General features: G+C 64.5%; 24 protein-coding genes and 1 pseudogene. 12 read left to right on the top strand and 13 right to left on the bottom strand.

All coding sequences use genetic code 11. The features are described 5' to 3' along the window. Positions 1–38: 38 nt before the first annotated feature. Positions 39–947: an SDR family oxidoreductase gene (locus ACVMIM_RS32095; protein WP_476116950.1), complete on the bottom strand. Its 909-nt coding sequence runs from the start codon at positions 945–947 to the stop codon at positions 39–41. 96 nt (positions 948–1043) lie between these two features. On the opposite strand from ACVMIM_RS32095, the gene ACVMIM_RS32100 reads away from it, so the two are divergent. Then, positions 1044–1625: a TetR/AcrR family transcriptional regulator gene (locus ACVMIM_RS32100; protein ID WP_476116952.1), complete on the top strand. Its 582-nt coding sequence runs from the start codon at positions 1044–1046 to the stop codon at positions 1623–1625. 40 nt (positions 1626–1665) lie between these two features. On the opposite strand, the gene ACVMIM_RS32105 is transcribed toward ACVMIM_RS32100, so the two are convergent. Continuing rightward, positions 1666–2883, bottom strand: a complete 1218-nt coding sequence (locus tag ACVMIM_RS32105; RefSeq protein ID WP_476116953.1) for an MFS transporter — start codon at positions 2881–2883, stop codon at positions 1666–1668. Positions 2884–2973: 90 nt separating this feature from the next. Between ACVMIM_RS32105 and ACVMIM_RS32110 the strand changes: the two genes are divergently transcribed. Together ACVMIM_RS32110 and ACVMIM_RS32115 are read left to right on the top strand one after the other, a co-directional pair. Beyond that, complete coding sequence (locus tag ACVMIM_RS32110; protein WP_476116955.1) at positions 2974–3942, top strand: AraC family transcriptional regulator; 969 nt, start codon at positions 2974–2976, stop codon at positions 3940–3942. A gap of 101 nt (positions 3943–4043) precedes the next feature. After that, positions 4044–4475 (top strand): DUF4437 domain-containing protein, encoded by a 432-nt coding sequence (locus ACVMIM_RS32115; protein WP_041003773.1) that lies wholly within the window; start codon positions 4044–4046, stop codon positions 4473–4475. Positions 4476–4494: 19 nt separating this feature from the next. On the opposite strand, the gene ACVMIM_RS32120 is transcribed toward ACVMIM_RS32115, so the two are convergent. The 7 genes from ACVMIM_RS32120 to ACVMIM_RS32150 form a co-directional block, all read right to left on the bottom strand. After that, on the bottom strand, positions 4495–5592 hold the full coding sequence (locus ACVMIM_RS32120; protein ID WP_476116958.1) for an ABC transporter ATP-binding protein: 1098 nt from the start codon (positions 5590–5592) through the stop codon (positions 4495–4497). Then, complete coding sequence (locus ACVMIM_RS32125) at positions 5592–6698, bottom strand: ABC transporter ATP-binding protein (protein ID WP_476116959.1); 1107 nt, start codon at positions 6696–6698, stop codon at positions 5592–5594. The genes ACVMIM_RS32120 and ACVMIM_RS32125 overlap by 1 nt, the downstream gene beginning before the upstream one ends. Continuing rightward, positions 6695–6916, bottom strand: coding sequence for a hypothetical protein (locus ACVMIM_RS32130; RefSeq protein ID WP_041003705.1), 222 nt, complete (start codon positions 6914–6916; stop codon positions 6695–6697). The genes ACVMIM_RS32125 and ACVMIM_RS32130 overlap by 4 nt, the downstream gene beginning before the upstream one ends. Continuing rightward, positions 6913–7869, bottom strand: a complete 957-nt coding sequence (locus ACVMIM_RS32135; RefSeq protein WP_041003707.1) for a carbohydrate ABC transporter permease — start codon at positions 7867–7869, stop codon at positions 6913–6915. The genes ACVMIM_RS32130 and ACVMIM_RS32135 overlap by 4 nt, the downstream gene beginning before the upstream one ends. 3 nt (positions 7870–7872) lie before the next feature. Next, positions 7873–8778 (bottom strand): carbohydrate ABC transporter permease, encoded by a 906-nt coding sequence (locus ACVMIM_RS32140; protein ID WP_041003710.1) that lies wholly within the window; start codon positions 8776–8778, stop codon positions 7873–7875. A gap of 67 nt (positions 8779–8845) precedes the next feature. Further along, the gene (locus ACVMIM_RS32145; protein WP_476116962.1) at positions 8846–10162 is read right to left on the bottom strand and encodes an ABC transporter substrate-binding protein; all 1317 of its coding nucleotides are present in this window, start codon (positions 10160–10162) and stop codon (positions 8846–8848) included. Positions 10163–10515: 353 nt separating this feature from the next. After that, on the bottom strand, positions 10516–11208 hold the full coding sequence (locus tag ACVMIM_RS32150) for a TetR/AcrR family transcriptional regulator (protein ID WP_476116964.1): 693 nt from the start codon (positions 11206–11208) through the stop codon (positions 10516–10518). 105 nt (positions 11209–11313) lie between these two features. On the opposite strand from ACVMIM_RS32150, the pseudogene ACVMIM_RS32155 reads away from it, so the two are divergent. From ACVMIM_RS32155 to ACVMIM_RS32165, 3 genes and pseudogenes are all read left to right on the top strand, one after another. Beyond that, positions 11314–12512: pseudogene (locus tag ACVMIM_RS32155) on the top strand (Tm-1-like ATP-binding domain-containing protein). Between the two features lie 12 nt (positions 12513–12524). Next, positions 12525–13427, top strand: a complete 903-nt coding sequence (locus tag ACVMIM_RS32160; RefSeq protein ID WP_476116966.1) for a phosphoenolpyruvate hydrolase family protein — start codon at positions 12525–12527, stop codon at positions 13425–13427. 4 nt (positions 13428–13431) lie between these two features. Beyond that, complete coding sequence (locus ACVMIM_RS32165; RefSeq protein WP_476116968.1) at positions 13432–13848, top strand: cupin domain-containing protein; 417 nt, start codon at positions 13432–13434, stop codon at positions 13846–13848. A gap of 174 nt (positions 13849–14022) precedes the next feature. Here the strand turns inward: ACVMIM_RS32165 and ACVMIM_RS32170 are convergent, their stop codons facing one another. Then, entirely contained in the window at positions 14023–15216 is a 1194-nt protein-coding gene (locus ACVMIM_RS32170; RefSeq protein WP_476116970.1) for a M24 family metallopeptidase, read from the bottom strand. 335 nt (positions 15217–15551) lie between these two features. Here ACVMIM_RS32170 and ACVMIM_RS32175 point away from each other — a divergent pair, with 335 nt between their 5' ends. From ACVMIM_RS32175 to ACVMIM_RS32200, 6 genes are all read left to right on the top strand, one after another. After that, positions 15552–17162 carry an ABC transporter substrate-binding protein gene (locus tag ACVMIM_RS32175; protein ID WP_476116971.1) on the top strand — a complete coding sequence of 537 codons (1611 nt, stop codon included), beginning with the start codon at positions 15552–15554 and terminating at the stop codon, positions 17160–17162. A 267-nt stretch (positions 17163–17429) separates the two neighbouring features. Continuing rightward, entirely contained in the window at positions 17430–18416 is a 987-nt protein-coding gene (locus tag ACVMIM_RS32180; RefSeq protein WP_476116973.1) for an ABC transporter permease, read from the top strand. Continuing rightward, positions 18413–19243, top strand: a complete 831-nt coding sequence (locus ACVMIM_RS32185; RefSeq protein WP_476116975.1) for an ABC transporter permease — start codon at positions 18413–18415, stop codon at positions 19241–19243. The genes ACVMIM_RS32180 and ACVMIM_RS32185 overlap by 4 nt, the downstream gene beginning before the upstream one ends. Continuing rightward, the gene (locus tag ACVMIM_RS32190; RefSeq protein ID WP_476116976.1) at positions 19240–20130 is read left to right on the top strand and encodes an ATP-binding cassette domain-containing protein; all 891 of its coding nucleotides are present in this window, start codon (positions 19240–19242) and stop codon (positions 20128–20130) included. The genes ACVMIM_RS32185 and ACVMIM_RS32190 overlap by 4 nt, the downstream gene beginning before the upstream one ends. Then, positions 20127–20903: an ABC transporter ATP-binding protein gene (locus tag ACVMIM_RS32195; RefSeq protein WP_278051731.1), complete on the top strand. Its 777-nt coding sequence runs from the start codon at positions 20127–20129 to the stop codon at positions 20901–20903. Before ACVMIM_RS32190 ends, ACVMIM_RS32195 begins: the two co-directional genes overlap by 4 nt. A 64-nt stretch (positions 20904–20967) precedes the next feature. Then, entirely contained in the window at positions 20968–21474 is a 507-nt protein-coding gene (locus ACVMIM_RS32200) for an L-2-amino-thiazoline-4-carboxylic acid hydrolase (RefSeq protein ID WP_041003727.1), read from the top strand. Positions 21475–21569: 95 nt separating this feature from the next. Here the strand turns inward: ACVMIM_RS32200 and ACVMIM_RS32205 are convergent, their stop codons facing one another. The 3 genes from ACVMIM_RS32205 to ACVMIM_RS32215 all read right to left on the bottom strand — a co-directional run bounded on the left by ACVMIM_RS32205 (position 21570) and on the right by ACVMIM_RS32215 (position 25231). Continuing rightward, positions 21570–22355: a DeoR/GlpR family DNA-binding transcription regulator gene (locus ACVMIM_RS32205; RefSeq protein WP_476116978.1), complete on the bottom strand. Its 786-nt coding sequence runs from the start codon at positions 22353–22355 to the stop codon at positions 21570–21572. 204 nt (positions 22356–22559) lie between these two features. Further along, positions 22560–23858 (bottom strand): NAD(P)/FAD-dependent oxidoreductase, encoded by a 1299-nt coding sequence (locus ACVMIM_RS32210; RefSeq protein WP_476116980.1) that lies wholly within the window; start codon positions 23856–23858, stop codon positions 22560–22562. A 2-nt stretch (positions 23859–23860) separates the two neighbouring features. After that, positions 23861–25231, bottom strand: coding sequence for a glutamine synthetase family protein (locus ACVMIM_RS32215; RefSeq protein WP_476116982.1), 1371 nt, complete (start codon positions 25229–25231; stop codon positions 23861–23863). Positions 25232–25614: the final 383 nt, after the last annotated feature.

Here is a 25614-nt window from a genome sequence, read left to right on the forward strand (position 1 = left end):
CGGATGGAAAAACGCTACGCACCTTTCCTGGAATTGCTCTATCGGTAACCGGTCGCATCAGCCGGCTTGCCAGCATCCTGAACTTCCGGGACATACCGCCAGGCGTCCGGGCGCGATCCGTCGAGATCGGTAAAGCCGTAGATCTGCGCCAGCCCGCCGCTGGAAAGCGACTGTCCGTTCCAGCGCGAGCGCTGAGGATCCGAGGCGAGCGCCACGACCGCGCGGCCGACGAAGCGCGGCGTCTCGGATATGACGAAATGCGGCACATTGGCTGTCGCGTCGCGCCAGTTCTCTTCCCGCACGCCGAATGCCTCCAGCATCATCTCCGAGCGCAGCCAGCCCGGCGTCAGCGAGACGGATGTCGCGCCATGCCTTTCGAGGTCCTTGGCATGCGCCCACGCCATGCGGTTCACCGCCACCTTGGCGAGATCGTAGAAGGGCGACAGCCGGTAGTGCCCGGCATTGTATTCGGCCGTGCCGTCAGTGACTTCGACAAGCAACCCGCCCGGATGCTCGATCATCAGCGGCAACGCGTGATGCGCGGTGATCAGATGCGTATCGATCCCGAGCCGCAGCAGCCGCAGGCCGTTCTCCAGATTGTGTTCCCAGACGGACTTGTTCCATTCGAAGAGTTTTTCACCGCCCCACAGGTCGTTGACCAGTATATCGAGACGGCCCTGCTCCCGGCGGATACGTGCGACAAGCTCCTGAACCTCTTCGGCGACCAGGTGGTCGACCCGAACGGCAATGCCCTTGCCGCCTTGGGCGCTGACCAACTCCGCTGTCTCTTCAATGGTTTCGGGGCGCTGATAATCCGACTGCCGGGTGCGGGTCGTGCGGCCGGTAACATAGACGGTGGCGCCGGCGGCGCCCAGTTCGACCGCAATTCCGCGGCCCGCGCCGCGCGTTGCGCCGGCAACAAGCGCGACTTTCCCTTGAAGCGTCATTGGACCCTCCGAACTTGAACTGCGCACAAATGAGGAACTGGCGTTTGTCGCGCCTCCCATTTATAAATGATCATTCGTTTATAAAAGAGAGTCAAGATGACCCGGCCAAAAACCCAGTCCGACGAGCGGGTGCTGGAAGCCGCCTACCGGCTGATGCATGCCGAGGGTCCGGAAGCACTGACCTTCGAAAGACTGGCGCGGGCCTGCGGCCTTTCAGGCTCGACGCTGGTGCAGCGCTTCAAGAACAAGACGCTGCTGAAGCAGCGCACGCTGCTCTATGCCTGGGATGGTCTCGACCGAAAAACCGAGGAAGCGGCAGCATCGGTCCCCAAGACCCCCGCTGGCGCCGTCGAGCTATTAGTCGCTCTCTCGAGCGGCTATGGCGACATCGAATCCTATGCAGAAGGCCTGCTCGTCCTGCGTGAGGATTTGCGCGATCCAATGCTCAGGGCGCGCGGCGCCGCCTGGAAGGCGGCGCTCGGCAGGATGCTCTCCGATTGCTTCGCCGGCGTCCGCGGCGTGCCGGACGATATCGGCCTGCTGATGGCAGCTCACTGGCAGGGTTCTCTGCTGTGGTGGAGCTTCGATCCCGACGACATGGAGCTCCCCGCCTATGTCGAGCATAGCCTGACGCGCTTCGTATCGGCCATCACGACAATATCGGCCCGGCGCTCATGAGAGCCGCCGGGCCGAAGCTTGAGAGGACGGTCGGGCTTGCCTACTCGGCGGTCTGCTTCGGCCCCATCACGAAGGCCACAAGCGCTGCGAGCAAGGTCGCCGCGCCGCCATAGGCAAAGGCGCTCGCAACACCGGCATGATCGACCAGCATGCCGCCGACGATGGCGCCGAGCGCGATCGCCACCTGGAAAGTCGCGACCATCAGGCCCCCGGCGCTCTCGGCCTGGTCGGGCGCGGCGCGCACCAGCCAGGTCTGCAGGCCGACCGGCACGGCGCCGAAGGCGAAGCCCCAGGCGGCGACGGCGATCGCCGCCGTGATTGGCGAGGCGCCGAACACGAGCAGCCCCGCCGCCGACAAGGCGATCAGCAGCGGCGCCAGGCCGACGGCCAGCTTCAGATTGCGTTCGGCCAGGAACGCGCCGGCGAAATTGCCGAAGAAGCCGCCAACGCCATAGGCGAGCAGCACCAGCGAGATGGTCTCGATCGGCATCGCCGGGACCGTCTCCAGGAACGGCCGCACATAGGTGAAACCTGCGAACTGCCCGGACGCGACCAGCAGCACCACCAGCAGCGCGATGCGGATCCTCGGGCGCTTCAGCACCTCGACCAGCGTGCGGAAGCTCGCCACGGCCGTCGGCGGCAGGCTGGGAAGCGTCGCGAGCTGCACCAGCAGGGCCAGCGCGCCGACGACCGCCGCGATCATGAAGGCCGTGCGCCAGCCCCAGATGTCGCCGACATAGGCGCCGACCGGAGCCGCCGTCACGGTGGCGACCGAGACACCGGTGAGGATGATCGACATGGCGCGCGGCATCAGCCGCATCGGCACCAGCCTGAGCGCCATGGCCGCCGACATCGACCAGAAGCCGCCGAGCGCGACGCCGAGCACGACGCGGGCAAGAAGCAGCATGGTGAGCGAGGAGGCGAAGGCGGCGACGAGATTGGAGACGATCAAAAGGACGGATAGCATCCACATCACAAGCCGGCGGTCGAGCCGCTTGGTCACGATCGCCATGGTCGGCGCGACGATCGCGCCGACGACCGCCGTCGCCGTCACCGCTTGTCCGGCGGCACCTTCGCTGACGCCGAGGTCCTGCGCCAGTCGAGTCAACAGGCTGGCGGGCAGGAATTCGGCGGTCACGAGGCCGAAAACACCGAGCGCCAGCGAGACCACCGCGCCCCATGCAGGCTCACTTCGTTCCTCAGGTTCGGTTCTGTCGAGGACAGCGGCGTCGATGGCGCCTGTGGCGGGCTCGGTCATGGCTATCTCCGGTGAGTTGCAGCGCAACATTTGGACTGCGCTGCAACATAGGGAGTGACTATCTGGACTTTCCATGCTAAAAACACCGAAATGAATTACAATTCGTCCAAATCCGTATTGCAGACTTCGGGCGACCCGCTCACCGACATGCTGCGCGGATTGCGCCTGGACGGCGTCGACTATGGCCGCTGCGTGCTTGGCGAGCCCTGGGCCGTTTCCTTCCCGGCACAGAAGGCCGCGCGCTTCCATTTCATCGGGCAGCACGGTTGTTGGCTGTTCTCACCGGCCAAGGAATGGATCGAGCTCTCGGTGGGTGACGCGCTGCTGATCCCGCGCGGCGACGAGCATGTGCTGGCGAGCGCGCCCGGCGTGCCGCCGGTGCCGATCGGCCGCTACACCATCGAGGCTGTGTGCGAGAACATCTACGATGTCTCGAACGGCTGCGACGGCTGCAAGACCTTGCTGTTTTGCGGCAGCATGCATTTCAATCTCGATGGCTCGCATCCGCTGCTCGAGATGATGCCTGACCTCATGCAGGCGCATAAGCTGATGGCTAACGCGCCAGGCATCCAGCATCTGCTCGACGCGATGGCCGGCGAGGTGACGATGGACCGCGTCGGCTCTGGCGGCATTCTTGCCCGCCTGGCCGACGTGCTCGCCGCCACCATCATCCGCTCCTGGGTGGAGAATGGCTGCGGCGATGCCACCGGATGGATCGCCGCCGTGCGCAACCCGGATGTCGGCAAAGTGCTTGCCGCCATTCATCTGCGGCCGGAGCGCGACTGGACGGTCGAAGCACTGGCCAGGATGATGGGCGCCTCGCGCTCCGCCTTCGCGCAGCGCTTCGCCACCGTGGTCTGCGAGACGCCCGCTAAATATGTGCTGCGCGTGCGCATGCATCAGGCGCGGCAATGGCTTGCCCGCGACGGCATGCGGGTTTCGGTCACCGCCTCGCGACTGGGATACGATTCGGAGGCCTCCTTCAGCCGCGCCTTCAAGCGGGTGATGGGCGTGGCGCCGAGCCATTTCCGCAATGCCGGCGCGGAGGAGCAATCCTGACATCGGGCAGGCAGCCGCTGGAGGAATTGCCAAATCTTTTGGACGACGCGCCATTCCCCGCCGACCGAGGCCGCCTAAGCTGGTTGGCGGAGGAAACCGCCATGCCCAATCATCTCGCACCGCTTGCGCTTGCCGCGCTCGCCATTCTGCCGAGCCGGGCTTTCGCGCTCGAAGACAGCTACTTGCCGGCCGACAAGATCCCCTATGCCGTCGAGGCGCCGGGCCAGCCACAGCGCCTTGGCCCGCTATGGGGAGAGCGAGCGAAAGGGCCCGCCGGCACGCTGCTGAAAGTCCCCGGCAATTGGCGCGCGCCCGTCCATGCCCATACCGCCGACTATCGCGCCGTGGTCATCAAGGGTCTCTGGGCGCACTGGCAGATGCAGGGCGGCGAAGCCACCAAGGTCGAGTTGCCGCCGGGCTCCTACTGGACCCAGAAGGCCGACGAGATGCATGACGATGCCTGTCTCTCGGACACCGAATGCGTGATCCTGCTGATCAACGACACGCCTTACGAGACCTATCTGCCGAAATAGGGCTGCGGCCAGCCGGCCGCTAACCGGCGTGCCGCAGGCTGACGCCGCTGCCTTTGTCGAACATCACCACCTTGTCCGGGTTCCAGGCAAAGCGCACCGGCTGTTCGATCGCAACATCGGTCCTGGCCGGCACGGTCGCCCGCAGCATCGTGTCACCGACCCTGAGCGTCAGGATCTTTTCCACGCCATGGTTCTCGACATCGTGGACGCGTGCCTCGACCGGCGCGTCGCTCTCCAGATAGACGTCCTCCGGGCGAATGCCGAAGACGAGCGGGCGACCATCGGCCGCGCCGCTCGTCCTGCCCCCGCCAAAAGTCTTGGCCCCAAGCGGCAGTTCGAAATTCACCGGCGCCATCACCGCCCGGTCGTTGACCAGCCTGCCGTCGATGAGGTTCATCGGCGGCGAGCCGACGAAGCTCGCGACATAGGTGTCGCGCGGATTGTTGTAGATCTCGTGCGGCGTGCCGGTCTGGACGATGCGGCCATGGTTGAGCACGCCGACCTTGTCGCCCATCGACATGGCCTCGATCTGGTCATGCGTGACGAACAGGAACGTGGCGCCGAGCTGCATCTGCAGGTTCTTCAATTCCGTGCGCAGCGCCTCGCGCAGCTTGGCGTCGAGCGCCGACAGCGGCTCGTCCATCAGGAACACGCGCGGCTTGCGCACGATGGCGCGGCCGATCGAGACGCGCTGCATCTCGCCGCCGGAAAGCCGGTCGGTCTTGCGATCCAGAAGATGCTCAATCCTGAGCGTGCGGGCGGCGCGCGCGACGCGGTCCTTGATCTCTGCATCCGGCAGCCGGCGGATCTTCGGCTTCAGCGGAAATTCGAGGTTCTGCCGCACCGTGTAGCGCGGATAGAGCGAATATTGCTGCAGCACCAGCGCCACGTCGCGCTCGGCCGCGCCCCAGTCGGCCACGTCGACGCCATCGATGAAGACTTGGCCCTCGTTCGGCCTCTCCAGCCCCGCGATCAGGCGCAGCGTCGTTGTCTTGCCGGCGCCGGTCTCGCCAAGCAGCACGAAGAACTCGCCGTCGGCGATCTCCAGGTTGAGACCGGTCAGCGCGGTATGACTGCCGAACTTCTTGGTGATGTTCTTCAGTTCGATATGGGCCATTACAGCCTTACTCCCAGCGACTTGCCGCTTGCCGTGTCGAAGAAATGCGCCTGCTCTGGATCGATACGGGCATGGACCTTCTCGCCCGGACCGGAAACGTAGCCGGCCTTGGTGCGGGCCCGCAGCATCTTGGAGCCGACCTTGAGGTCGACAATGTCGAAGGATCCCAGCGGCTCGATGATCTGCGCCTCGACCGGCATGTAGCCGGGCGCGGCATCGTGCCGAACGAGAACTCCTTCCGGACGGATGCCGAGCGTCAGGCCGCCATTGGTGGCGTGGCCGTTGAGCTTGGACAGCAGCGCGCGCGGAAATTCGAAACCTTTGGCCGCGCCGCCGAGCGTGACGCTCGCGGCGCCGGCCTCCTCGGCGACGCTGGCCTCGGCGACATTCATCACCGGGCTGCCGACGAATTGGGCCACGAACAGGTTGGCCGGATGCGAGTAGACCTCGTCAGGCGTGCCGACCTGCTGGATGAAGCCTTCATGCATGATGACGATACGGTCGGCGAGGCTCATCGCCTCGATCTGGTCGTGAGTGACGTAGATCGTGGTCGAGCCCTGCTTGATGTGCAGCCGCTTTATCTCGGCCCGCATTTCCTCGCGCAGTTTGGCGTCCAGCGCACCGATCGGCTCGTCCATCAGCATCGCCTTCGGCCGTCGCACCAGCGCGCGGCCGATCGCCACCCGCTGCATGTCGCCGCCCGAGAGCGCCGACGGCTTCTTGTCGAGGAGGTCGGTGATGCGCAGGACCCGCGCGATCTCGCGCACCGACTTGTCGACCTCGCCGCTGCTCATACGTGTGGCGCGCAGCGGAAAGGCGATGTTCTCGAAAACCGTCATATGCGGATAGAGCGAGAAGGACTGGAACACCATGGCGATGTCTCGATCGGCCGCCTTGAGGTGCTGCACGGCCTTGCCGTCGATCAGTATGTCGCCCTGGTCGATCGTCTCCAGCCCGGCTATGGCGCGCAGCGTCGTCGTCTTGCCGCAGCCCGACTGTCCAAGCAGCACGATGAATTCGTTGTCGGCGATGGCGAGGTTGAGGTTGTGGATGACCTGGACGACGCCGAAGAATTTCTCGATGCCGCGAAGTTCGATCTGCGTCACTGCCGGGCTCCCTCATGCATCGCGGCGCCGGTTTCCTCACTCTGCTCCGGCGCAATTTTGGACGTGATGTTGAAGCCGATCAGCCCGATCAGGATGATCGTTACGCCATAGGAATGCAGGCTAAGGCTCCACGGTTGGCAGAGCGCGACAATGCCGAGCACCATGAGGATCTGCGACGCCGGCAAAAGGTACTTCTCGTTGACCGCGCGAAAGCTCATTTGCGAATCGCTCCGAAAGTCACGCCGCGAAGCAGGTGGTTGCGCAGCAGGAAGGTGAAGATCGCGACCGGCAGCAGGAACAGGAAGGTACCTGCCGCGATCGTCGTCCAGTCCGGCAGGCCCGAGCCGATCTGGCTGGGGATGAACGGCGGTGCCGTCTGGGCGCGCCGGTTGGTCATGATCAGCGCGAAGGCGTACTCGTTCCAGGCGGTGATGAAGCAGAACACGGCAGTGGCGGCGATGCCGGTCGCGGCTTCCGGCAGCACGATCTTGAAGAAGGCCTGCATGCGCGTGTAGCCGTCGACGAGTGCCGCCTCCTCATACTCTTTCGGGATCTCGTCCATGAAGCCCTTCATCAACCAGACCGAGAAGGACAGGTTGAAGGCGACATAGAGGATGATCAGACCGATATGCGAGTCATTGAGGCCGACCGCCCGGTACATCAGGAACATCGGGATCGCGACCACGACCGGCGGCAGCATGCGTGTCGACAGGATGAAGAAGAGAAGATCCGCCTCGCCCGCGATCTTGAAGCGCGAGAAGCCGTAGGCGGTGAAGGTTCCCATGCCGACGGCGAGCACCGTGCTGATGACGGCCACGATCAGACTGTTCATGAACCGGTCGGGATATTGCGACAGCTGCACGTCCTTGCCGACCTTCAGCACCCGCTCGCCACCGTCATAGATTCGCTTTTCCCACCAGGGCGCGGCTTCGTAGGCTTGCGGGTCGACTGTCTTTTGCATCTGCACGCGCTTGGTGAAGAGCCGGACGAATGGCGTCACCTCGGGTTCGAAGAGGACGGTGGGCGGCACGCTGACGGCGAGTTCCTTCGGCTTGAACGCCGTCGAGGCGATCCAATAGATCGGCGCCAGGAAAATCAGCGTGGCTATCAGCACCGCGGCGATGGCGATGCGGTTGAAGGCGACCTCGGAAGAAGTGCGGACGGCGGCCATCTGTCAGCGCTCCTTCACCTTGTTGAGATACTTCACGTAGAGATTGGTGATGGCCAGCACCATGATCAGCACGATGTAGGCCAGCGCGCAGGACTTGCCGGTGTCCCACTGCTGGAACGCCTGCTTGTAGAGCCGGATCGCAATGAGCTCGGCAGTCGGCTGGGTCGTCATCGTGTAGGCGATGTCGAATGTCTTGAAAGCTTCCATGGTGCGGAAGATCAGCGCGATGAGCAGGATCGGCGAGACCAGCGGCAGCGTTATGCGGGTGAAGGTGTACCACCAGCCGGCGCGGTCGATCGCGGCGGCTTCATAGAGATGCTGCGGCACGGCAGACAGGCCGGCCAGCGACAAGAGCATCACGAAGGGCGACCACATCCAGATATCGGTGATCGCGACCGCGTAGAGGGCGCTGTCGGGATTGGAGAGCCAGGCGAAGTCGCCGAGGCCGAAGACGTAGTTGATGGGTCCCCAGGAGGGGCTGTAGAGCAGCTGCCAGAACAGGCCGACGACCGCCGCCGACATCATCATTGGCAACAGCAGCAAGGTCGTGATGAGGCCCTTCATCGGAAAGCTGCGATTGAGCAGAAGCGCGAGGCCGAAGCCCACGATCATCTGTCCGGCCACCGAAACGATCACGTATTTCGCCGTGATGACGAAGTTCGACCAGATGTGGTCGTCGCTGAGCAGCTCGCGATAATTCTGCAAGCCGACGAACTGCCAGGGCTCGCTGCGGTTGGCGGCAAAGTTGGTGAAGGAATAGCCGAGCGAATAGATCAGCGGAAAAATGTTGAAGACGATCAGAAAAGCCAGCGTCGGGATGATGAACATGTTGCGGATGGTCAGATCCGACCAGCCGCGCGCGGCGGCCCTGGACGCAGGATCAAGATGTGTGAGGGCTACCGAAGCCAACGGTCGTTCTCCCTGGAAACAGAAATGCCGGAGGGGAAACCCTCCTCCGGCATTCTGACTGCGATGCTTACTTGTAGCGATTGTATTTGGTGAAAGTCGCCTTCCAGTCGGCGGCGGTCTTGTCGAGCGCTTCCTGGGCGGTGCCCTTGCCGCCGACCACGAACGGATAGATGTTCTGGTTCAGCTGATCGAGGACTTCGGCATATTCAGGCGTCGCCCAGAAGTCCTTGACCATGAACATCGTGTCGTAGAACGCCTTGTTGTAGGGCGTGGCATTCTGGAACGCGTCCGACTTCAGCACGGCCTGGCTGCAGGTGTAGCCGCCGAGCTCGGCCCACTTCTTCTGCGTCTCGTCCTTAATGAACCACTCCAGGAACTTCATCGCCTCGTCCTTGTTCTTCGAGTACGAGATGACGGAGATGCCCTGGCCGCCGAGAGCGGCGAAGCGCTTGCCGTCGGGGCCGGCTGGATTTGCGAAGAAGCCGGTCACGTCGGCGTATGGGTTGGTAGCCTTGTTCACCAGCGGCGGGAAGAAGGCGAAGAAGTTCATGCTCATCGCGGCAAGGCCACCGGTGATGGCCTGGTTGTCTTCAACGAAGAAGGTCTTGCCCCAGCCGGGAGGCGTGAACTTGTAGAGCTCCTTGTACATTTCGAGGCCGGCTACGGCCTCCTTCGAATTGGTAATGCCGTCGACCTTGTAGGTCGCGTAGTCGCCGAGATCGCCGCCATAGCTGAAGATCGCGCTTTCGACGCCCATAGCCATCGCATCATAGGAATTGTCGGTGTAGATGGCGACGCCGTAGCGCTTCTGGTCGGGACGGTGGAAGAACTCGGCGATGTCGCGCAGTTGCGCATAGGTCTTCGGCACATCGAGATCGTAGCCGTATTTCGCCTTGAACGCTTCCTTCTCCTTCGGGTCCTCGAACCAGTCCTTGCGGTAGGACCAGCCGATCGCGTCGCCTTCGAGCGGGATCGCCCAGTACTTGCCGGAACCGCCGGGATATTCGGCATAGTATTTGATGGTTGCGGGAGCCATCACATCGCCGAGCTTGTGCTGGTTGAAGAAGTCGGTCAGGTCGACATAGTGGCCCTGCGTCGAGCCGGCGCCGAGCCATTGCGAGTCGCCGACCACCATGTCGTAAGCGTCGCCATGTGCGTTGAATTCGGTGAAGGCCTTGGTCTGGAAATCCGGCCACGGCGTGGTCTGTACCGTTACCTTGACGCCGGTCTCGGCCGTGTAGTCATTGACGAGTTCCTGCAGATAGTTCGCCGGATCCCATTCCGCCCAGAAGATGGTGAGTTCCTTGTCCTGCGCGCGGACGGATGTCCCGCAGGCAAGCGCCAGCCCGATACCAGCAATCACGCTGGTCACTATCTTGCGCATAGTTTTCCTCCCTTGTGCGCCTTCTACCGTAACATGCGGGCCGGCAGCGTGGTCGGCCCTGGCAGTTCCTCCCGTGATGGCACTTTCCGGTTTTGGGCCTCCTCGCCCTGCCGGAAAAATGGATCGCAGCCTGCGCTTTCAATCCACTTTATGCGTCCTGATCTGGTATTACCAATTCAAGAGGGACGTCAAGCTCTTTCTTGTAGCGTCAAAAGCCGTCCGACCAATCGTTCGTAGCGATATCCCTCTGTTTTATCTTATTTTCCCTACTCCTTGATAGGTGAAGGCCTTGTCTTCCGCGATGCATCACCGCTATCATTGGCAGACGGCTTCTCAATCTGGTCGAACCAGATTTAGGATTTCCCCATCTCAGGCGCAACTGAAACGCCAGGCGCTTTCGCTCCCGATTCGGCCACTGCTGCCCGCACCAGCGCCCCTGCCGCCCAATCGGCGACCGACATCATGTCACGGCTGTCCAACCCCCATATGTCCTTCAGCACGATCAGCACTTCGACGCCGAATATCAACGACAGCGCCTGGGCGAGACGCGTGAACTGGCGCGGCTTCAGTTTGCCCTTGAGCGGCGAGATCGCGTCCTTCAGCAGATCGACGCGATGGCCGCGTGTGAAGGCCGGCTCGGTGCCCAGCGTGCCGGCCTGCCGCTGCGCCCACTGGTCGAGCGAAAGCTTGAGCGCTGCCTTGAACGTCGCTTCGAAGGCTTCGATGCGCGGCATGGCGCTGGCGAACAGCTCCGCGACGCGCCGCTCCGGATCGTTCGATTTCGACTTCCAGGTGAGGATCGGTCCGAGCCCCTCATCGACGACCGCCGCCACCAGTGCGGCCTGGCTCGGGAAATAGCGGTAGGCGGTGGCGCGCGACACTTCCGCCGCCTCGGCGACCTCGCTGACGGACGGCGTCACACCGGACTGCATCAGGCGCGTCGCCGTCTCCAGCATCAGCCGCCTGGTCCGTGCACGAGGCCCCCTCTCGGCTGTCGGCGCCTGCTCGACATCATCAGAAGCGGCTTGTTGACGTGAGACATCCATGTCAATACGATACGCGCGTCTCAAAAAATTGCAATGGTCCGCCGCGAGGGGCCAGGCAGAAGCGGCGGGCGGCGATCCGACCATGCCGGACGACGGGGACCGCGGATGGAGCGCATCTATGTGGTCGGCACCGCCGACACCAAAGGTGAGGAACTCGCCTTCCTGGCCGATGCCGTCACTGCTGCCGGCGGCACGGTCGTCCGTGTCGATATCGGCACGCGCGGCGCGACCGTCCCGGTCGATATCTCCGCCAGCGAGGTCGCCGCGCATCATGCCAAGGGAGCCGGCGCTGTTCTCGGCACCGACGATCGCGGCGCCGCCGTTGCCGGCATGGCTGCCGCCTTCGCCAGTTTCATCCAGTCGCGCAATGATATCGCCGGCGTCATCGGCATCGGCGGTGGCGGCGGCACCTCGATCGTCACCGCCGGCATGCGCGCCCTGCCGCTCGGCCTGCCGAAGCTCATGGTCTCGACGCTGGCCTCCGGCGACACCGCGCCTTACGTCGACGTCTCCGACATCATCATGATGCCGTCGGTCACCGATATGGCGGGACTGAACAGGCTCTCCCGCACGGTGCTGCACAATGCCGCCCAGGCCATCGCCGGCATGGCGGCGAAGCCGGCCGTGGCCGACGCCGGCAAGCCGGCGCTGGGGCTCACCATGTTCGGCGTCACCACGCCCTGCGTGACCGCGATCGTCGAGCGCTTACGCGCCGACTATGACTGCATGGTTTTCCACGCCACCGGCACCGGCGGCCGCTCGATGGAGAAGCTCGCCGACAGCGGTCTGCTGGCCGGCGTTCTCGACATCACCACGACCGAGGTCTGCGATTTCCTGTTCGGCGGCGTGCTGCCGGCGACCGAGGATCGCTTCGGCGCGATCGCCCGCACGAAATTGCCCTATGTCGGCTCGGTCGGCGCGCGCTCGACATGGTGAACTTCTGGGCGCCGCCGACGATCCCAGAACGCTATCGCGGACGATTGTTCTACGAGCACAATCCCAATGTCACGCTGATGCGCACCACCGCCAAGGAATGCCGCCGGATCGGCGAATGGATCGGCGGCCGCCTCGCCCGATGCGACGGCCCGGTCCGTTTCCTGATCCCGGAAAAGGGCGTCTCGGCACTCGATATCGAAGGCGGCGCCTTCTTCGACAAGGAGGCCGATGCGGCACTGTTCGACGCCATCGAGCGCACGATCGAGCCGACGAAAGACCGCACCGTCACGCGCCTGCCGCTGCACATCAACGATCCCGCCTTCGCCAAGGCCGCGGCCGAGGCTTTTCTCGACATCGCCAGAAAGTGAGACACAACGAGCATGGCTGCTATCCCGCGCAAAACGATACTGGAAAGGTTCCGCAAGATGATCGGCGACGGCGTGCCGATCGTCGGCGGCGGCGCCGGCACCGGCCTGTCGGCCAAGGCCGAGGAAGCCGGTGGCATCGACCTGATCATCATCTACAATTCCGGCCGCTACCGCATGGCCGGGCGCGGCTCGGCCGCCGGTCTGCTGGCCTATGGCAACGCCAATGAGATCGTCAAGGAAATGGCCTGTGAAGTGCTGCCGGTGGTGAAGAAGACCCCGGTGCTGGCCGGCGTCAACGGCACCGACCCCTTCGTCATCATGCCGCTGCTGTTGTCCGAGCTGAGGACCATGGGCTTTTCCGGCGTGCAGAATTTTCCGACCGTCGGCCTGTTCGACGGCACTATGCGCCAGAGTTTCGAGGAGACCGGCATGAGCTTCGGCCTCGAGGTCGACATGATCGCCGAGGCGCACAAGCTCGATCTGCTTACCACGCCCTATGTCTTCAACCCTGACGAGGCGCGCGCCATGACGCAAGCCGGCGCCGATATCGTCGTTGCCCATATGGGTGTGACGACCGGCGGCTCGATCGGCGCCACCTCGGCCAAGACGCTCGACGCCTGCGTGAAGGAGATCGACGCCATAGCCGATGCCGCGCGCTCGGTGCGCAAGGACGTGATCCTGCTTTGCCATGGCGGACCGATCTCGATGCCCGACGACGCGCGCTACATCCTCGAGCGCTGCGAGGGGCTGCACGGCTTCTATGGCGCGAGCTCGATGGAACGGCTGCCGGCGGAAGCGGCGATCGCCAGGCAGACGGCGGATTTCAAGGCGATCACGCTGGAGCATCGGACCCAAAGGTGGAAGCCGGTTTTGGGAAAATCCGATGCTCCGATAAAAACGAAAAGGAAGGGATGAGGCAATGGCCGACAGGAGCAAGGTTTTCGTCTACCCGAAGGATGTCAGCGCGTTCGGCTTCGACTGGGGCAAGCTGTCACTCACCGTCGCGCCGGAAGTGAACGGCGCTGAGCGCTTTTCGGGCGGCGTCGTCGACCTGCCGCCGGGCAAGGGTCACACCCGCCACAACCACCCGGGTGCCGAGGAGATCATCTTCGTCATCTCCGGCAATGGCGAGCAGATGGTCGAGGACGAGAACGGCAATCCGGTCGTCGCCAAGGTCGGTCCCGGCTGCACCATCTACGTGCCGGAAAGCCGCTTTCACTCGACGCTCAACACCGGCGAGCAGCCGATGCAGCTTTTCGTCGTCTATTCGCCGGCCGGCCCAGAGCTCGCGTTGCGGGAGCTACCGGATTTCAGGTTGCTGCAGGCGGGCAAATAATCTTCAGCTTGCAGCCTCCTCATCCGGCCGCTTCGCGGCCACCTTCTCCCGTCGGGGAGAAGAGATTGGCGCTGGCGGTGGCAGGCTCCTCTCCCCTTGGGGCGAGGTCGGATTGCCCCGAAGTGCCATTCGCAATTCGGCTGGCAATCCGGGTGAGGGGGAGCGCCGTCGAGGCTAAGCTGCCGCGCCGCCCCTGTTCCACCCGCGCCCGCGGTCGCCGAACATCACATAGCCGGCGTCGGTCACCGCGACCGTGTCCTCCAGCTTGATGAAGCCGCGTGTCGGGTGGAGCATCGTCGTCTCGACCGAAAGCACCATGTTCCTTTCCAGCGGCCTGGCGGCATAGGTGCCTTCATAGGCGACCGGATGGTTGGTCATCAGGAACGGCGCCTCATGCGTGATCAGCCCCATGCCGTGGGCGAAGAAATCCGTATAGGCCGCGACCTTGGACGCCTTCAGCGCGCTCTCCGCATGCGCGATCATATCGCCGCCCAGCGTGCCGGCCTTGACCTTGGAGAAGGCCGCCTGCTGCACCGCCTCCACCTCAGCCAGCAGATCCTCCAACTCGGCATCCGGCTCGCCGAGCACGCCCATGCGGCAGAGGTCGCCGATATAGCCATGATAGTTGCCGCCGGAATCGATCGACATCACCTCGCCCTTCTTCCACGCCTGGCTGGACGCCGCGCGGTTGTGGCTGGAGCCCAGCGTCAGCAGGCAATATTCGAAATGCGCGCCACGATTGGTTTCCTCGCGCCTGAGCTGCTCGATGATGTCGGTCTTGCTCGTGCCCTCGCGCGCCCAGGCGATCGTCGCCAGCATGGAATCGGTGATCAGCTCGGAAGCGACGCGCAACTTCTCGAGCTCGGCCTCGGTCTTGATGGCGCGCATATTCTCCAGCATGCCGGTCGCGTCGATGAGCTTGGCGTCCGGCAGCGCCTTGCGGACCAACATATAGGCGTCGGACGGCAGGAACGCCGGCTCGATGCCGATGCGGGCGGCTTCCTTGCCGATCTGCTTGAGATGCTCCACCGCCAGATTGGCGGCATCCAGCGTGCCCCAGCAGGCCGTATGCAAAGTTGGCGTCCAGAACGGATGGTTCTGATGCTCGCCGCCTTCCATCTTGTTGCCGATATAGGCGGCGTGTTCCGGCCCGCTCTTTTCGTAGAGCACAATCGGCAAATAACGGCTGTGGCCGATCGCATCCATTGCCGCGAAGAAGATGAACTTATAGCCGCCGAGCAGATATTGGGTGTTGTGCTTGGAGGTGGCGAAGAGCACGTCGATGCCGGCCTCTTCCATCAGCCGATCCACCCGCGTCTGGTCGAACGGTACGCTGCTGACCTCGGTTTTGCCCGGAGCGATGTTCATCTGCCTCTCCCTGTTTTTCATCGGCCGCAGGAGCGCCGAACGTCATGATTTATGGCTGTCAGCCAAATCTGCATCAATTTGGCCACTCTGGTCCAGCCAGAATAGTTCACTTTCACGCCAAAGCCGACTTGCGACAAAAGAACGATCCATCTTCGCCGCAATCTGGTCCTACCAGATCAGGAGATCGGAGCTCCTTTTGCCTGGCTGGTCCAGCGGACGGAAATTTCAAAGCCAAGCCATGATGCGCCAAATCCGTCTCTGGCGAAACCTTTGCCAAGGACCATAATCATCGGATTGCCGCGCCCACCACGGCGCGAAGAGGGGGAGTTTGAGCGATGTCCGAATTGACGATTTCACGCCGCGGCCTGCTGGCCGGTTCGGCGCTGCTTCTGGCCTCGACCGCGCTGCCGGCCATCGGCTTTGCGCAGACGCCGAAGAAGGGCGGCAGGCTGATCGTCGCCGCCGACTCCGAGCCGCGCAACCTCAACCCGGCGATCGTCGCCTCCAACGGCGTTTTCTTCATTTCAAGCAAGATCGTCGAGACGCTGGCCGAAGCCTCCTTCGACGGCAAGGACGGGCTTCAGCCGCGCCTGGCGCTGTCGTGGGAAGGTGCTGCCGACGGCCTGTCGGTGACCTTCAAATTGCGTGACGGCGTCAAATGGCATGACGGCAAGCCCTTCACCTCCGCCGACGTCGCCTTCTCCGCGCTGCAGATCTGGAAGCCGCTGCAGAATCTCGGCCGCACCGTGTTCAAGGATCTCGCCGCGGTCGACACGCCCGACGATCTGACGGCCGTCTTCAAATTCGCCAAGCCGACGCCGTTCCAGCTGATCCGCAACGCTCTGCCGGCGCTGTCCAGCGTCGTGCCGAAGCACCTTTATGAGGTGGGCAAGACCGAAGACAATCCGGCCAACAACGCGCCGGTCGGCACCGGTCCGTTCAAATTCGCCGAATACAAGGCCGGCCAGTACTACCGGCTGACCAGGAACGACGCCTATTGGGGCAAGGACGAGCCCTATCTCGACGAGATCGTCTATCAGGTGCTTCCCGACCGCACGTCCGCAGCTGCCGCGCTCGAGGCGGAAGAGATCCAGCTTGCCGCCTTCTCCGCCGTGCCGCTCGCCGATCTCGACCGCATTTCGAAAGTGCCGGGACTGAAGGTCATCACCAAGGGTTATGAGGGGCTCACCTACCAGCTCGTCGTGGAGATCAACCACCGGCGCAAGGAGTTGGCCGACCTCAAGGTGCGACAGGCGATCGCCCATGCCATCGACAAGGATTTCGTCGTCAAGACGATCTTCCTCGGTTACGCCGCGACCGCCACCGGCCCGGTGCCGAAGAACGATCCGCAATTCTACACCGCCGACGTGCCGACCTATCCTTTCGATGTCGCCAAAGCCAATGCGCTTCTCGATGAAGCCGGCTACAAGCGCGCCGACGACGGCAAGCGCTTTGCGTTGAAGCTCCTGCCGGCACCCTATTTCAACGAGACGAAACAGTTCGGGGACTACCTTCGTCAGGCGCTGGCCGCAATCGGCATCGACGCCCAAATCGTCAACAACGACTCGGCCGCCCATATCAAGGCCGTCTACACCGATCATGCCTTCGACCTCGCCGTCGGCCCGCCCGTGTTCCGCGGCGATCCGGCCATCTCGACCACCATCCTGGTGCAGAGCGGCATTCCCGACGGCGTGCCCTTCTCCAACCAGGGCGGCTACAAGAACGCCGATCTCGACGCGCTAATCACGAAGGCATCGGAGACGCTCGACACCGCCGCCCGCACCGAGCTCTACAAGGAGTTCCAGAAGAAGGTTGCGGCCGACTTGCCGCTTATCAACGTCGCCGAATGGAGCTTCATCTCCGTCGCGCGCGACACGGTCGGCAACGTCGCCAACAACCCGCGCTGGGCGGTGTCGAACTGGGCGGACACTTATTTGGAATCGTGACACACTCGCGCGGATGAGAGTTCGCGGCGAAATGGGAACTTGGGCAAAGGCCGAGTTCCTTCACACCCCCCTCTGGCCTGCCGGCCATCTCCCCCGCAAGGGGGGAGATGAGCAGCTTCTCCGTCCCGCCAGTTCCGCAACGTCGAAAATTGGCGAAGCCGTTGGCGACAGCCAATCTCCCCCCTTGCGGGGGAGATGTCCGGCAGGACAGAGGGGGGTGCCTGGACGCATTCCCAGCCAAGGTACTGCCAACCCACCGAGGCGCGCATGACCCGCGCCCTCCGCCTCTTGCGCCGCCGCCTCGTCGGCAGCGTCTTCGTCCTGCTCATCGTCATCATCGGCAGCTTCCTCCTCCTCGAAGCCGCGCCCGGCGACGCGGTCGACGCCTATATCGTCTCGACCGGCGGCGACGCCGGCATGATCGAATTGCTGCGTCACCGCTGGGGCCTCGACCAGTCCGAGCTGACGCGCCTTGCCAACTATCTCTGGGCGCTGCTCCATCTCGACCTCGGCCAGTCCGTCACCTTCTCGCGGGCGATCCGCGACGTCATCCTCGAACGCCTGCCGACCACACTCATCCTGATGGGCAGCGCCACCGCGCTGTCCTTCGGCCTCGGCTCGGCGCTCGGCATCTATGCCGGCGCCAGACCCGGCAGCTTCCGCGACCGCTTCCTGGCGATCGGCTCGCTGGCGCTCTATGCCGTGCCCGGCTTCTGGCTCGGTCTCGTGCTCATCGTCGTCTTTGCCGTCGATTTGCGCTGGCTGCCGATCGGCGGCATCGAGACCATCGCCTCCGGCAAAACCGGATTGGCGCGGGCGGCCGATATCGCCACCCATCTCGTGCTGCCGGTGTCCGCGCTCGGCTTCATCTATCTCGCGCTCTATCTGCGCATGATGCGTGCCGGCATGGCGGAAGCCTGGCGGCAGGATTTCGTGCTCGCCGCCCGCGCCAGAGGCCTGCGGCAACGCCGCATCGTGCTCGCCCATGTTGCCCGAAATGCGCTTCTGCCTCTCGTCACCATGCTCGGCCTGCAATCGGCGCAGATGCTGGGCGGCAGCGTCGTCATCGAAAGCGTCTTTGCCGTGCCCGGCCTCGGCCGGCTGGCGCAGGAGGCCGTCGCCGGGCGCGACACACCGCTGCTGCTCGGCATCATTCTGGTCAGCGCCGTCCTCGTCGTCGTCATTAACCTTCTGGTCGATCTCGCCTACGCTGTCCTCGATCCGCGCGTCGGCGCCAGCGAGGCAAGCGCATGAACCGCCTCTGCCATTTCTTCCGCACGCCGGAAGCGATCGCAGGCGCCTCGATCCTCGCCTTGCTCGTCGTCATGGCATTGGCGGCGCCGCTGCTCTTTTCCGGCGACCCGCAGGCGATCGCCGGCCCGGCGCTGCTGCCGCCGTTCCAGGACTGGTCGCTGCCGCTCGGCACCGACCGGCTCGGCCGCGACGTGCTGGCCGAGCTGTTCCATGGCGCCCGCACCTCGCTGGCGGTTGGGCTGGCTGCGGCTGCAGCGGCTCTCCTCATCGGCTCGATCATCGGCACTTTGGCCGGTTTCGCCGGTGGTCTGGTCGACGAAGTGCTGATGCGCATCACCGACGCCTTCCAGACCGTGCCGAGCTTCCTGCTCGCGCTCGCGTTCGTCAGTATCGTCGGGCCATCGCTCGGCGTCGTCGTCGCCGCGATCGCGCTCGGCGCCTGGACAGGACCCGCGCGGGTGGCGCGCGCGGAGGTGCTTTCGATCCGCGAACGCGACTATGTCGCCGGCGCGCGCGTCCTCGGCATGCACCCTCTCGAAATCGCCTTTCGCGAAGTGCTGCCCAACGCGCTGCCGCCGGTGCTGGCGCTGTCCTCGGTGATTGTTGCGGCGGCGATCCTCACCGAAGCCGCGCTCTCCTTCTTGGGCCTCGGCGACCCCAACCGCGTCACCTGGGGCGGCATGATCGCCGAGGGGCGCGCGGTGCTGCGCACCGCGCCTTTCCTGTCGGTCGTGCCCGGCATCGCGCTGGTACTCACCGTACTCGGCGTCTACCTCGCCGGCGAAGGCGTGGTGGAAAGCGCAGCCGTGCGCAGGAGCCTGTCGTGACCGCGCTGCTCTCGATCCGGGATTTAGGGGTGGCCTATCGCCGCGACGGTGCCGAGGTGCCGGCGCTGAAGAGTGTCAGCCTGGATGTTCTCGCGGGAGAGCGCCTGGCGATTATCGGCGAAAGCGGTTCGGGCAAGAGCACGCTGGCGCTCACGGTCGCGGGGTTGTTGCCGAGCGGTACCCTTGTGGATGGAACCATCGAATGGTCAGCAGGCCAATTACAAAAGCCTCGTTCTGTCACACCCCCCTCTGTCCTGCCGTACATGGCCGGCAGGACAGAGGGGGGTGTGAAGGATCGCCAGCCTCTGCATTTTCGACCTATTGGCGGCCGTGACATCGGCTTCGTCTTCCAGGACCCCTCGTCCAGCCTCGATCCGGTCATGCCGATCGGCAAGCAGATCGCCGAAGTCGCCCGCACCCATCTCCACCTCACTTGGCGCGAAGCCTTCACTAGAGCCAAGATTCTCCTCGAACGCGTCCGCCTCCCCGATCCGGACTCGGCTCTCCACGCCTATCCGCACCAGCTCTCCGGCGGTCAAAAGCAACGCGTAGCCATCGCCGCCGCCATCGCCGCCGAACCGATGCTGTTGATCGCCGACGAAGCGACCAGCGCGCTCGACACCATCGTGCAGGCCGAGATTGTCGCCCTGATCCGCAGGCTGGTGGCCGAGGACGGCATGACGCTCATCTTCATCAGCCACGACATCGCGCTTGCGGCCGCGCTTGCCGATCGCATCGCGGTGCTGCGTCACGGCGAACTGATCGAACTCGGCGAGACCCGCCAGATCGTCAATGCGCCCCGCCACGCCTATACACGTGCCCTGCTCGATGCCCATCTCGGCCTCGACGCCGAGCCGTTGCTTGACCGCCAAGGCGCCTCGGCATGAGCGTGCTTGCCGTCTCCAGCCTTGCCAAGCGCTACCATCGTGGCGGCAAGCCTTTCGCCGCGGTCGACGACGTGTCCTTCGACATCGGCCCGGCGGAGACGCTGGCGCTCGCCGGGCCGTCCGGCAGCGGCAAATCCACCATCGCCAGGCTGGTGCTGCGGCTGATCGAGCCCGATGCCGGCCGCATCGACTTCGAAGGCGCGGACTTCCTTGCGCTGTCGGGCGCCGCGCTGCGCGCACGCCGCGCACGCATCCAGATGGTGTTCCAGGATCCGCTCGCCGCTTTCAATCCGCGCGCCACCGTGGGACGCGTGCTGGACGATCCCCTGCGCATTCACAACATCGCCTCACGCGCCGAGCGCCCGCGCCGCATCGCGGCGCTGCTGGAGCGCGTCGGCCTTGATGCCGGCCTTGCCGCGCGCGCCATCCACGAGATTTCCGGCGGCCAGCGCCAGCGCGTGGCGATCGCCCGCGCCATCGCCACGCACCCGTCGCTTATCGTGCTCGACGAAGCCGTGTCGGCGCTCGATGTCTCGGTGCGCGGCCAAATCCTGGAATTGCTGCTCGACCTGCAACGTCAGGAACGGATCGCCTATCTGTTCATTTCGCATGACCTCGGCGTCATCCGCGCCGTGGCGCATCGCATCGTCATCCTGGATAGCGGCCGGATCGCCGAAAGCGGCGATGCCCGCGCCGTCATCGCCAACCCGCAATCGGCGATCGGCAAGGCGCTGGTGGCGGCGACGCCGAAGCTCATCAGAAACCGACCATGATCCCGCAAAGTGGCAACCGGTTTGCGGACAAGATCATGGTCAAACAACAAAATCAGGAACCACCATGATCGATCCTGAAGCAGCCAGAGCCGAAAAACTGTCGCGCGAGCTCGACTCCGCCTTCCGCAACCGCGCCGACCTCTATCGTCTCTTCCTCGACGAGCTGACGGCCGAGCTCGGTGCCGAGAAAGCCGAGGCGGTCATGATCCGCACGATCGAAAAGCGCGGCCGGGAAGTCGCCGCGGTGGCCTTCGCCGATTTCGGCCCCAATGATGCGCCGGCGATCGGCGAGGCGTTCCTCGCCGTCAGCCCCGATGGCGGCCGCATGTATCCGACCGATGTCGAGCGCGGGCCTGGTCACATTGCCTTCAAGGTCAAGCGCTGCCCGCTGAAGGATGCCTGGGTCGAGGCCGGAGTCGGCGCGGAGAAACTCGCCACGCTCTGCCGCATCGCCGGTGCCTTCGACCGCGGCCTGTTCGAGGCGACCGGCGTGCGTTTTGCCAATGTCACCTGGACGCCCGGCCACGGCTCCGGCTGCTGCCATATCGCGCTGACCAATCGCGACGCCTAAAGCAATTCTAGGAGAAGTGTGAGAGGTTAGGCTCGGCGCCTTCGCCGTAGCCTTCCGTCCGGAATTGCGCGAACCAAAGAGATGGAGCCGGAGAATTATTCGGCAAAGACGTGCAGCTCGCCGCCCGCCTCGTCGATCGCGGCGCGCAGCTCGGCTGGCGGCTCGCGATCGGTGACGACATCGGAAATCTCGCTCAGCGCGCAGACGCGTTCGAGCCCGCTGCGGCCGAACTTGTCATTGGTCACCACCAGCATCGTCGATAGCGACCGCGACATCATCGCCCTCTTCACCGCCGCCGCGCCCGAGATCATGTCGCTTGGGCCCTCGGCATTCAGCGCCGAGGCGCCGATGATCGCGACATCGGCATTGTATCGGCGCACGAATTCGACCGTGTCCTCGCCGAGCACGGCGGCCTCGCGGCTGTCATAGGTGCCGGGGCAAAGGATGACGCGGAAGCCGGGGTTGGCGCCGGCCACGGAGGCGACGCCGACGGAATTGGTGATGATCGTCAGGTCCCGGCCGAACTGCGACAGGTTGCGCGCGACCTCGTAGGTGGTCGACCCGCCGTCGATCATCACGATGCGGCCTTTCTCGATCAGTCCGGCGGCGCCGCGCCCGATGCGCGCGCGCTCGTCGACCAGGGTGAGGCCGCGTTCGGCGATTACCGGTTCCGATGTCACCAGCGAAATGGTGGCGCCGCCATAGGTGCGGTTGAGGAGCCCCGCATCGCCGAGCTCGATCAGATCGCGGCGGATGGTCTCGCCGGCGACGCCGATCCGGCGCGCCAGCTTCGAGATGCGGATCGAGGCTGAGCGCCGAACCTCCGACAGGATCAGCTCGTGTCGCTCCTTCTTCGTCAGTCGGCCCGGCTCGATATTCATCGTTGTTCCTTCCCAGGATTTCGTTCCCGGCGCAGCGACATTAGCCACGGCAGAGGCAGGAAAGCCAGCCTGGGGTCTGCTGAGATTCAGGTCACGCCGAGCCGAAAACGGTGGTCTCAGAGAACGTACTTGAAAGTACGTGAGCACCGGAAGCGTAGGAGACCGCCATTTGCAGGCCGGCCTCACCTGAATATCAGCAGACCCCTAGTGACGCAGCCGATCGCGCATGGCGTACCACAACATGCCGAGCACATAGAGCGGGCCGCGCAGCGCCGTGCCGCCGGGGAACGGCAGCGGCGTCAACGTCGAGAACAGATCGAGCCGCGAGGCATCGCCCGTGATCGCTTCCGCGAGCAGCTTGCCCGACAGCGTCGACAGGATGACGCCCTTGCCCGAATAGCCATGCGCGAAATAGACCTCGCCATAGTGCCCGACATGCGGCAGGCGCGACGTGGTGATCGACACCAGGCCGCCCCAGGCATGGTCGATGCGGCAGCCCTTGAGCTGCGGAAAGGTCTTTTCCATATGCGGCCGCACGAAGCCGGCAATGTCGGCCGGCGGTGACGGCGTGTAGCGCTCGCCGCCGCCGAACAGCAGGCGGCCGTCCGCCGACATGCGATAGTAGTTGACCACGAACAGCGTGTCCGAAACCGCGGCGTTGGATGGGATGACGTTGCGCGCGCCCAAAGGCTCAGTGGCGACGATATAATTGCCGACCGGCATGATGCGGCTGTTGACGCGCGGCTCCAATCCCTTGAGCAACGCATCCCCGGCCAGCGCCACATGCCTGGCCCGGACCGAACCCTTGTCGGTGAACACCCGGATGGACGGTTCGCGCTCCAGCCGGACGGCAACCGAGTTCTCATGGATGACGACACCGGCGGCGGAAGCGGCGCGGGCGAGCCCCAGCGTATAGTTGAGCGGGTGCATGTGACCGCCGAGCCTCTCGAACACCGCGCCCTGATAGGGCGTGTCGACCATCTGCCGCGCCTCGGCCGCCGACAGGATCTCGACATCGGTGAAGTTCATCACCTTGGCGAGGCATTCGGCTTCTTCCTCGAAGTCGCGCACGTCCGAGCTGCTGACCGCGCCGACCAGATGGCCGGTCTGGCGCAAGTCGCATTCGATGCCGTGGCGCTCGATGATGTCGAGCACCAGCCCGCGCGCCTCGAAAGCCAGGTCGAACAGCGCCTTCGCCCGTTCCGGCCCGAAGGCTTTGACCAGGCTCCTGGCGCCCTTGCGCAGGCCGGGGATCATCTGGCCGCCATTGCGGCCCGAGGCGCCCCAGCCGATCTTGCCACCCTCGAGCAGCACCACTTTCAGACCACGCTCGGCCGCATGCAGCGCCGCCGAAAGGCCGGTGCAGCCGCCGCCGACCACCACCAGATCGGCCTCGACATCGCCGGCAAGTGCGGGATGGTCGGGCGCCGGATTGGCGGTGGCGACATAATAGGATTTGCCGATGTCGAGACCGGAATTGAAACCCGTCGAACGCGAAGCCATCGTCACACCTTGAGCAGCAGGTGGTCACGTTCCCAGCACGTCACGATGCTCTGGAACAGGTCGAGCTCGACGCTCTTCACGCGCAAATAGGTCTGGAAGAAATCCTCGCCGAGCAGCGCACGCACGGGCTCGCAGGCGGCGAAGCGGTCAAGCGCTTCCTCCATCGTCTTCGGCAGTGTGCTCTTGCTCTTATAGGCATTGCCGAAGGCCTCTTCCGAGCGCGCAAGCTTCTCCTCAATGCCGAGATAGCCGGCGATCAGCGAGCCGGCCATGGCAAGGTAGGGATTGGCGTCCGCCCCCGGCAGCCGGTTCTCGATGCGCCGCGCGGCGCGGCCGCCCAGCGGCACGCGCAGGCCGCAGGAGCGGTTGTCGTGCGACCATTCGATATTGGCCGGGGCACTGTGACCCGGCCGGATGCGCCGGTAGGAATTCGCATGCGGTGCGAACAGCGGCATGATTTCGGGGATGTATTTCTGCAGGCCGCCGATGAAATGCGAGAACATCTCACTGTCCTCGCCATCCTCGCCGGCAAACAAGGGCTCGCCCTTCCTGTCCACGATCGACATGTGCAGATGCATCGCGCTGCCGGCCTGCGCCGCGATCGGCTTGGCCATGAAGGTGGCGTGCATGCCGTTCGCTTGCGCGATCTGTCGCGCCAGGCGCTTGAACAAGAGCACCTGGTCGGCAAGCGTCAGCGGATCGCCATGCAGCAGATTGATCTCGAGCTGCGCCGTGCCGGATTCATGGATCAGCGTCTCAACCGGCAAGCCGGCGATAGCAGCATGTTGGTAAAGGCGCCGCGTTACCGCTTCGAACTCCTCCATCGCCTGCACGTCGTAAGGATGCTGCACGTTTTCCGGCCGGCCGTTGCGACCCACCGGCGCCGTGATCGGACGATCCGGGTCGGGATTTGGCGCCGTCAGGTAGAATTCGAGCTCCGGCGCCATCACCGCACGCCAGCCTCGCCTCTCATAAAGGTCGAGCACGGCTTTCAGCACATGGCGCGGCGAAGCCATCCACGGCCGGTCGTCCATGTGGAACGTGTCGGCGAAAACATAGGCCTTACCGACGCTGCCGGGTGCAAGGCAGAGGCTCGAAACGTCCGGCACCATGCGCATGTCCGGATCCTGGTAGGCGAAGCCTTCGTCGATGGAGCCGGAATAGCGGCCGTCGATGGCAACCAGGAAGGCGCTGCTCGGCAGGTAGAGCGCCCGGTCGTCGAGCGACTTCAGGAATTTGGCGACCGGCAGGGTCTTGCCGCGCAACACGCCGTTGACATCGGGCACGAAGCACTCGACTTCGCTGATCGCATGCGTCTTCAGCCAGCTTTGCGTGTCCGCACCGGGGATTGAAATGTTCAGATTGTCAGGCATTGGTCATGTCCGTACGAAGGAGAGATCGCTTCGGCGGGCATGTCCGTTCCGGTAGGGCGTTATCTAAGCTGCGTTATCCGAGGACGGACGCCCGCCTGATGACCGGCCGAAAGGCCGGGGTATGGGGCGCCTGCACCCCTTCGGTCCAGCCATCGCGAACGACATGCGAGCCGACCTTGGTCTCCTCCGCGCGCTGCAGGTTCTCGTGGCGGCAGCAGCGCATGACTACCGGCGCTCCGCCAAAGCGCGCGCCGATGCGGCCGTGACTGGAAACGGCCGGGTGGGGGAAAGCCTTTCTACCGCTCGCATGACAAGCCTTGTCGAGAACCTGGCCTATGGTTTGGCCGATCGTTGCTCGCAGTGCAAGCCCGCCCATGGAACCG

The organism is Mesorhizobium sp. USDA 4413, from assembly GCF_056280365.1.

Coding starts and splice junctions, on each gene's coding strand:
- ACVMIM_RS32100 (WP_476116952.1), top strand. CDS start 1,044: ATGACCCGGCCAAAAACCCAGTCCGACGAGCGGGTGCTGGAAGCCGCC.
- ACVMIM_RS32200 (WP_041003727.1), top strand. CDS start 20,968: ATGATCGATCCTGAAGCAGCCAGAGCCGAAAAACTGTCGCGCGAGCTC.
- ACVMIM_RS32185 (WP_476116975.1), top strand. CDS start 18,413: ATGAACCGCCTCTGCCATTTCTTCCGCACGCCGGAAGCGATCGCAGGC.
- ACVMIM_RS32210 (WP_476116980.1), bottom strand. CDS start 23,858: ATGGCTTCGCGTTCGACGGGTTTCAATTCCGGTCTCGACATCGGCAAA.
- ACVMIM_RS32120 (WP_476116958.1), bottom strand. CDS start 5,592: ATGGCCCATATCGAACTGAAGAACATCACCAAGAAGTTCGGCAGTCAT.
- ACVMIM_RS32180 (WP_476116973.1), top strand. CDS start 17,430: ATGACCCGCGCCCTCCGCCTCTTGCGCCGCCGCCTCGTCGGCAGCGTC.
- ACVMIM_RS32145 (WP_476116962.1), bottom strand. CDS start 10,162: ATGCGCAAGATAGTGACCAGCGTGATTGCTGGTATCGGGCTGGCGCTT.
- ACVMIM_RS32105 (WP_476116953.1), bottom strand. CDS start 2,883: ATGACCGAGCCCGCCACAGGCGCCATCGACGCCGCTGTCCTCGACAGA.
- ACVMIM_RS32135 (WP_041003707.1), bottom strand. CDS start 7,869: ATGGCCGCCGTCCGCACTTCTTCCGAGGTCGCCTTCAACCGCATCGCC.
- ACVMIM_RS32160 (WP_476116966.1), top strand. CDS start 12,525: ATGGCTGCTATCCCGCGCAAAACGATACTGGAAAGGTTCCGCAAGATG.
- ACVMIM_RS32170 (WP_476116970.1), bottom strand. CDS start 15,216: ATGAACATCGCTCCGGGCAAAACCGAGGTCAGCAGCGTACCGTTCGAC.
- ACVMIM_RS32195 (WP_278051731.1), top strand. CDS start 20,127: ATGAGCGTGCTTGCCGTCTCCAGCCTTGCCAAGCGCTACCATCGTGGC.
- ACVMIM_RS32175 (WP_476116971.1), top strand. CDS start 15,552: ATGTCCGAATTGACGATTTCACGCCGCGGCCTGCTGGCCGGTTCGGCG.
- ACVMIM_RS32165 (WP_476116968.1), top strand. CDS start 13,432: ATGGCCGACAGGAGCAAGGTTTTCGTCTACCCGAAGGATGTCAGCGCG.
- ACVMIM_RS32205 (WP_476116978.1), bottom strand. CDS start 22,355: ATGAATATCGAGCCGGGCCGACTGACGAAGAAGGAGCGACACGAGCTG.
- ACVMIM_RS32115 (WP_041003773.1), top strand. CDS start 4,044: ATGCCCAATCATCTCGCACCGCTTGCGCTTGCCGCGCTCGCCATTCTG.
- ACVMIM_RS32095 (WP_476116950.1), bottom strand. CDS start 947: ATGACGCTTCAAGGGAAAGTCGCGCTTGTTGCCGGCGCAACGCGCGGC.
- ACVMIM_RS32215 (WP_476116982.1), bottom strand. CDS start 25,231: ATGCCTGACAATCTGAACATTTCAATCCCCGGTGCGGACACGCAAAGC.
- ACVMIM_RS32110 (WP_476116955.1), top strand. CDS start 2,974: ATGAATTACAATTCGTCCAAATCCGTATTGCAGACTTCGGGCGACCCG.
- ACVMIM_RS32130 (WP_041003705.1), bottom strand. CDS start 6,916: ATGAGCTTTCGCGCGGTCAACGAGAAGTACCTTTTGCCGGCGTCGCAG.
- ACVMIM_RS32150 (WP_476116964.1), bottom strand. CDS start 11,208: ATGGATGTCTCACGTCAACAAGCCGCTTCTGATGATGTCGAGCAGGCG.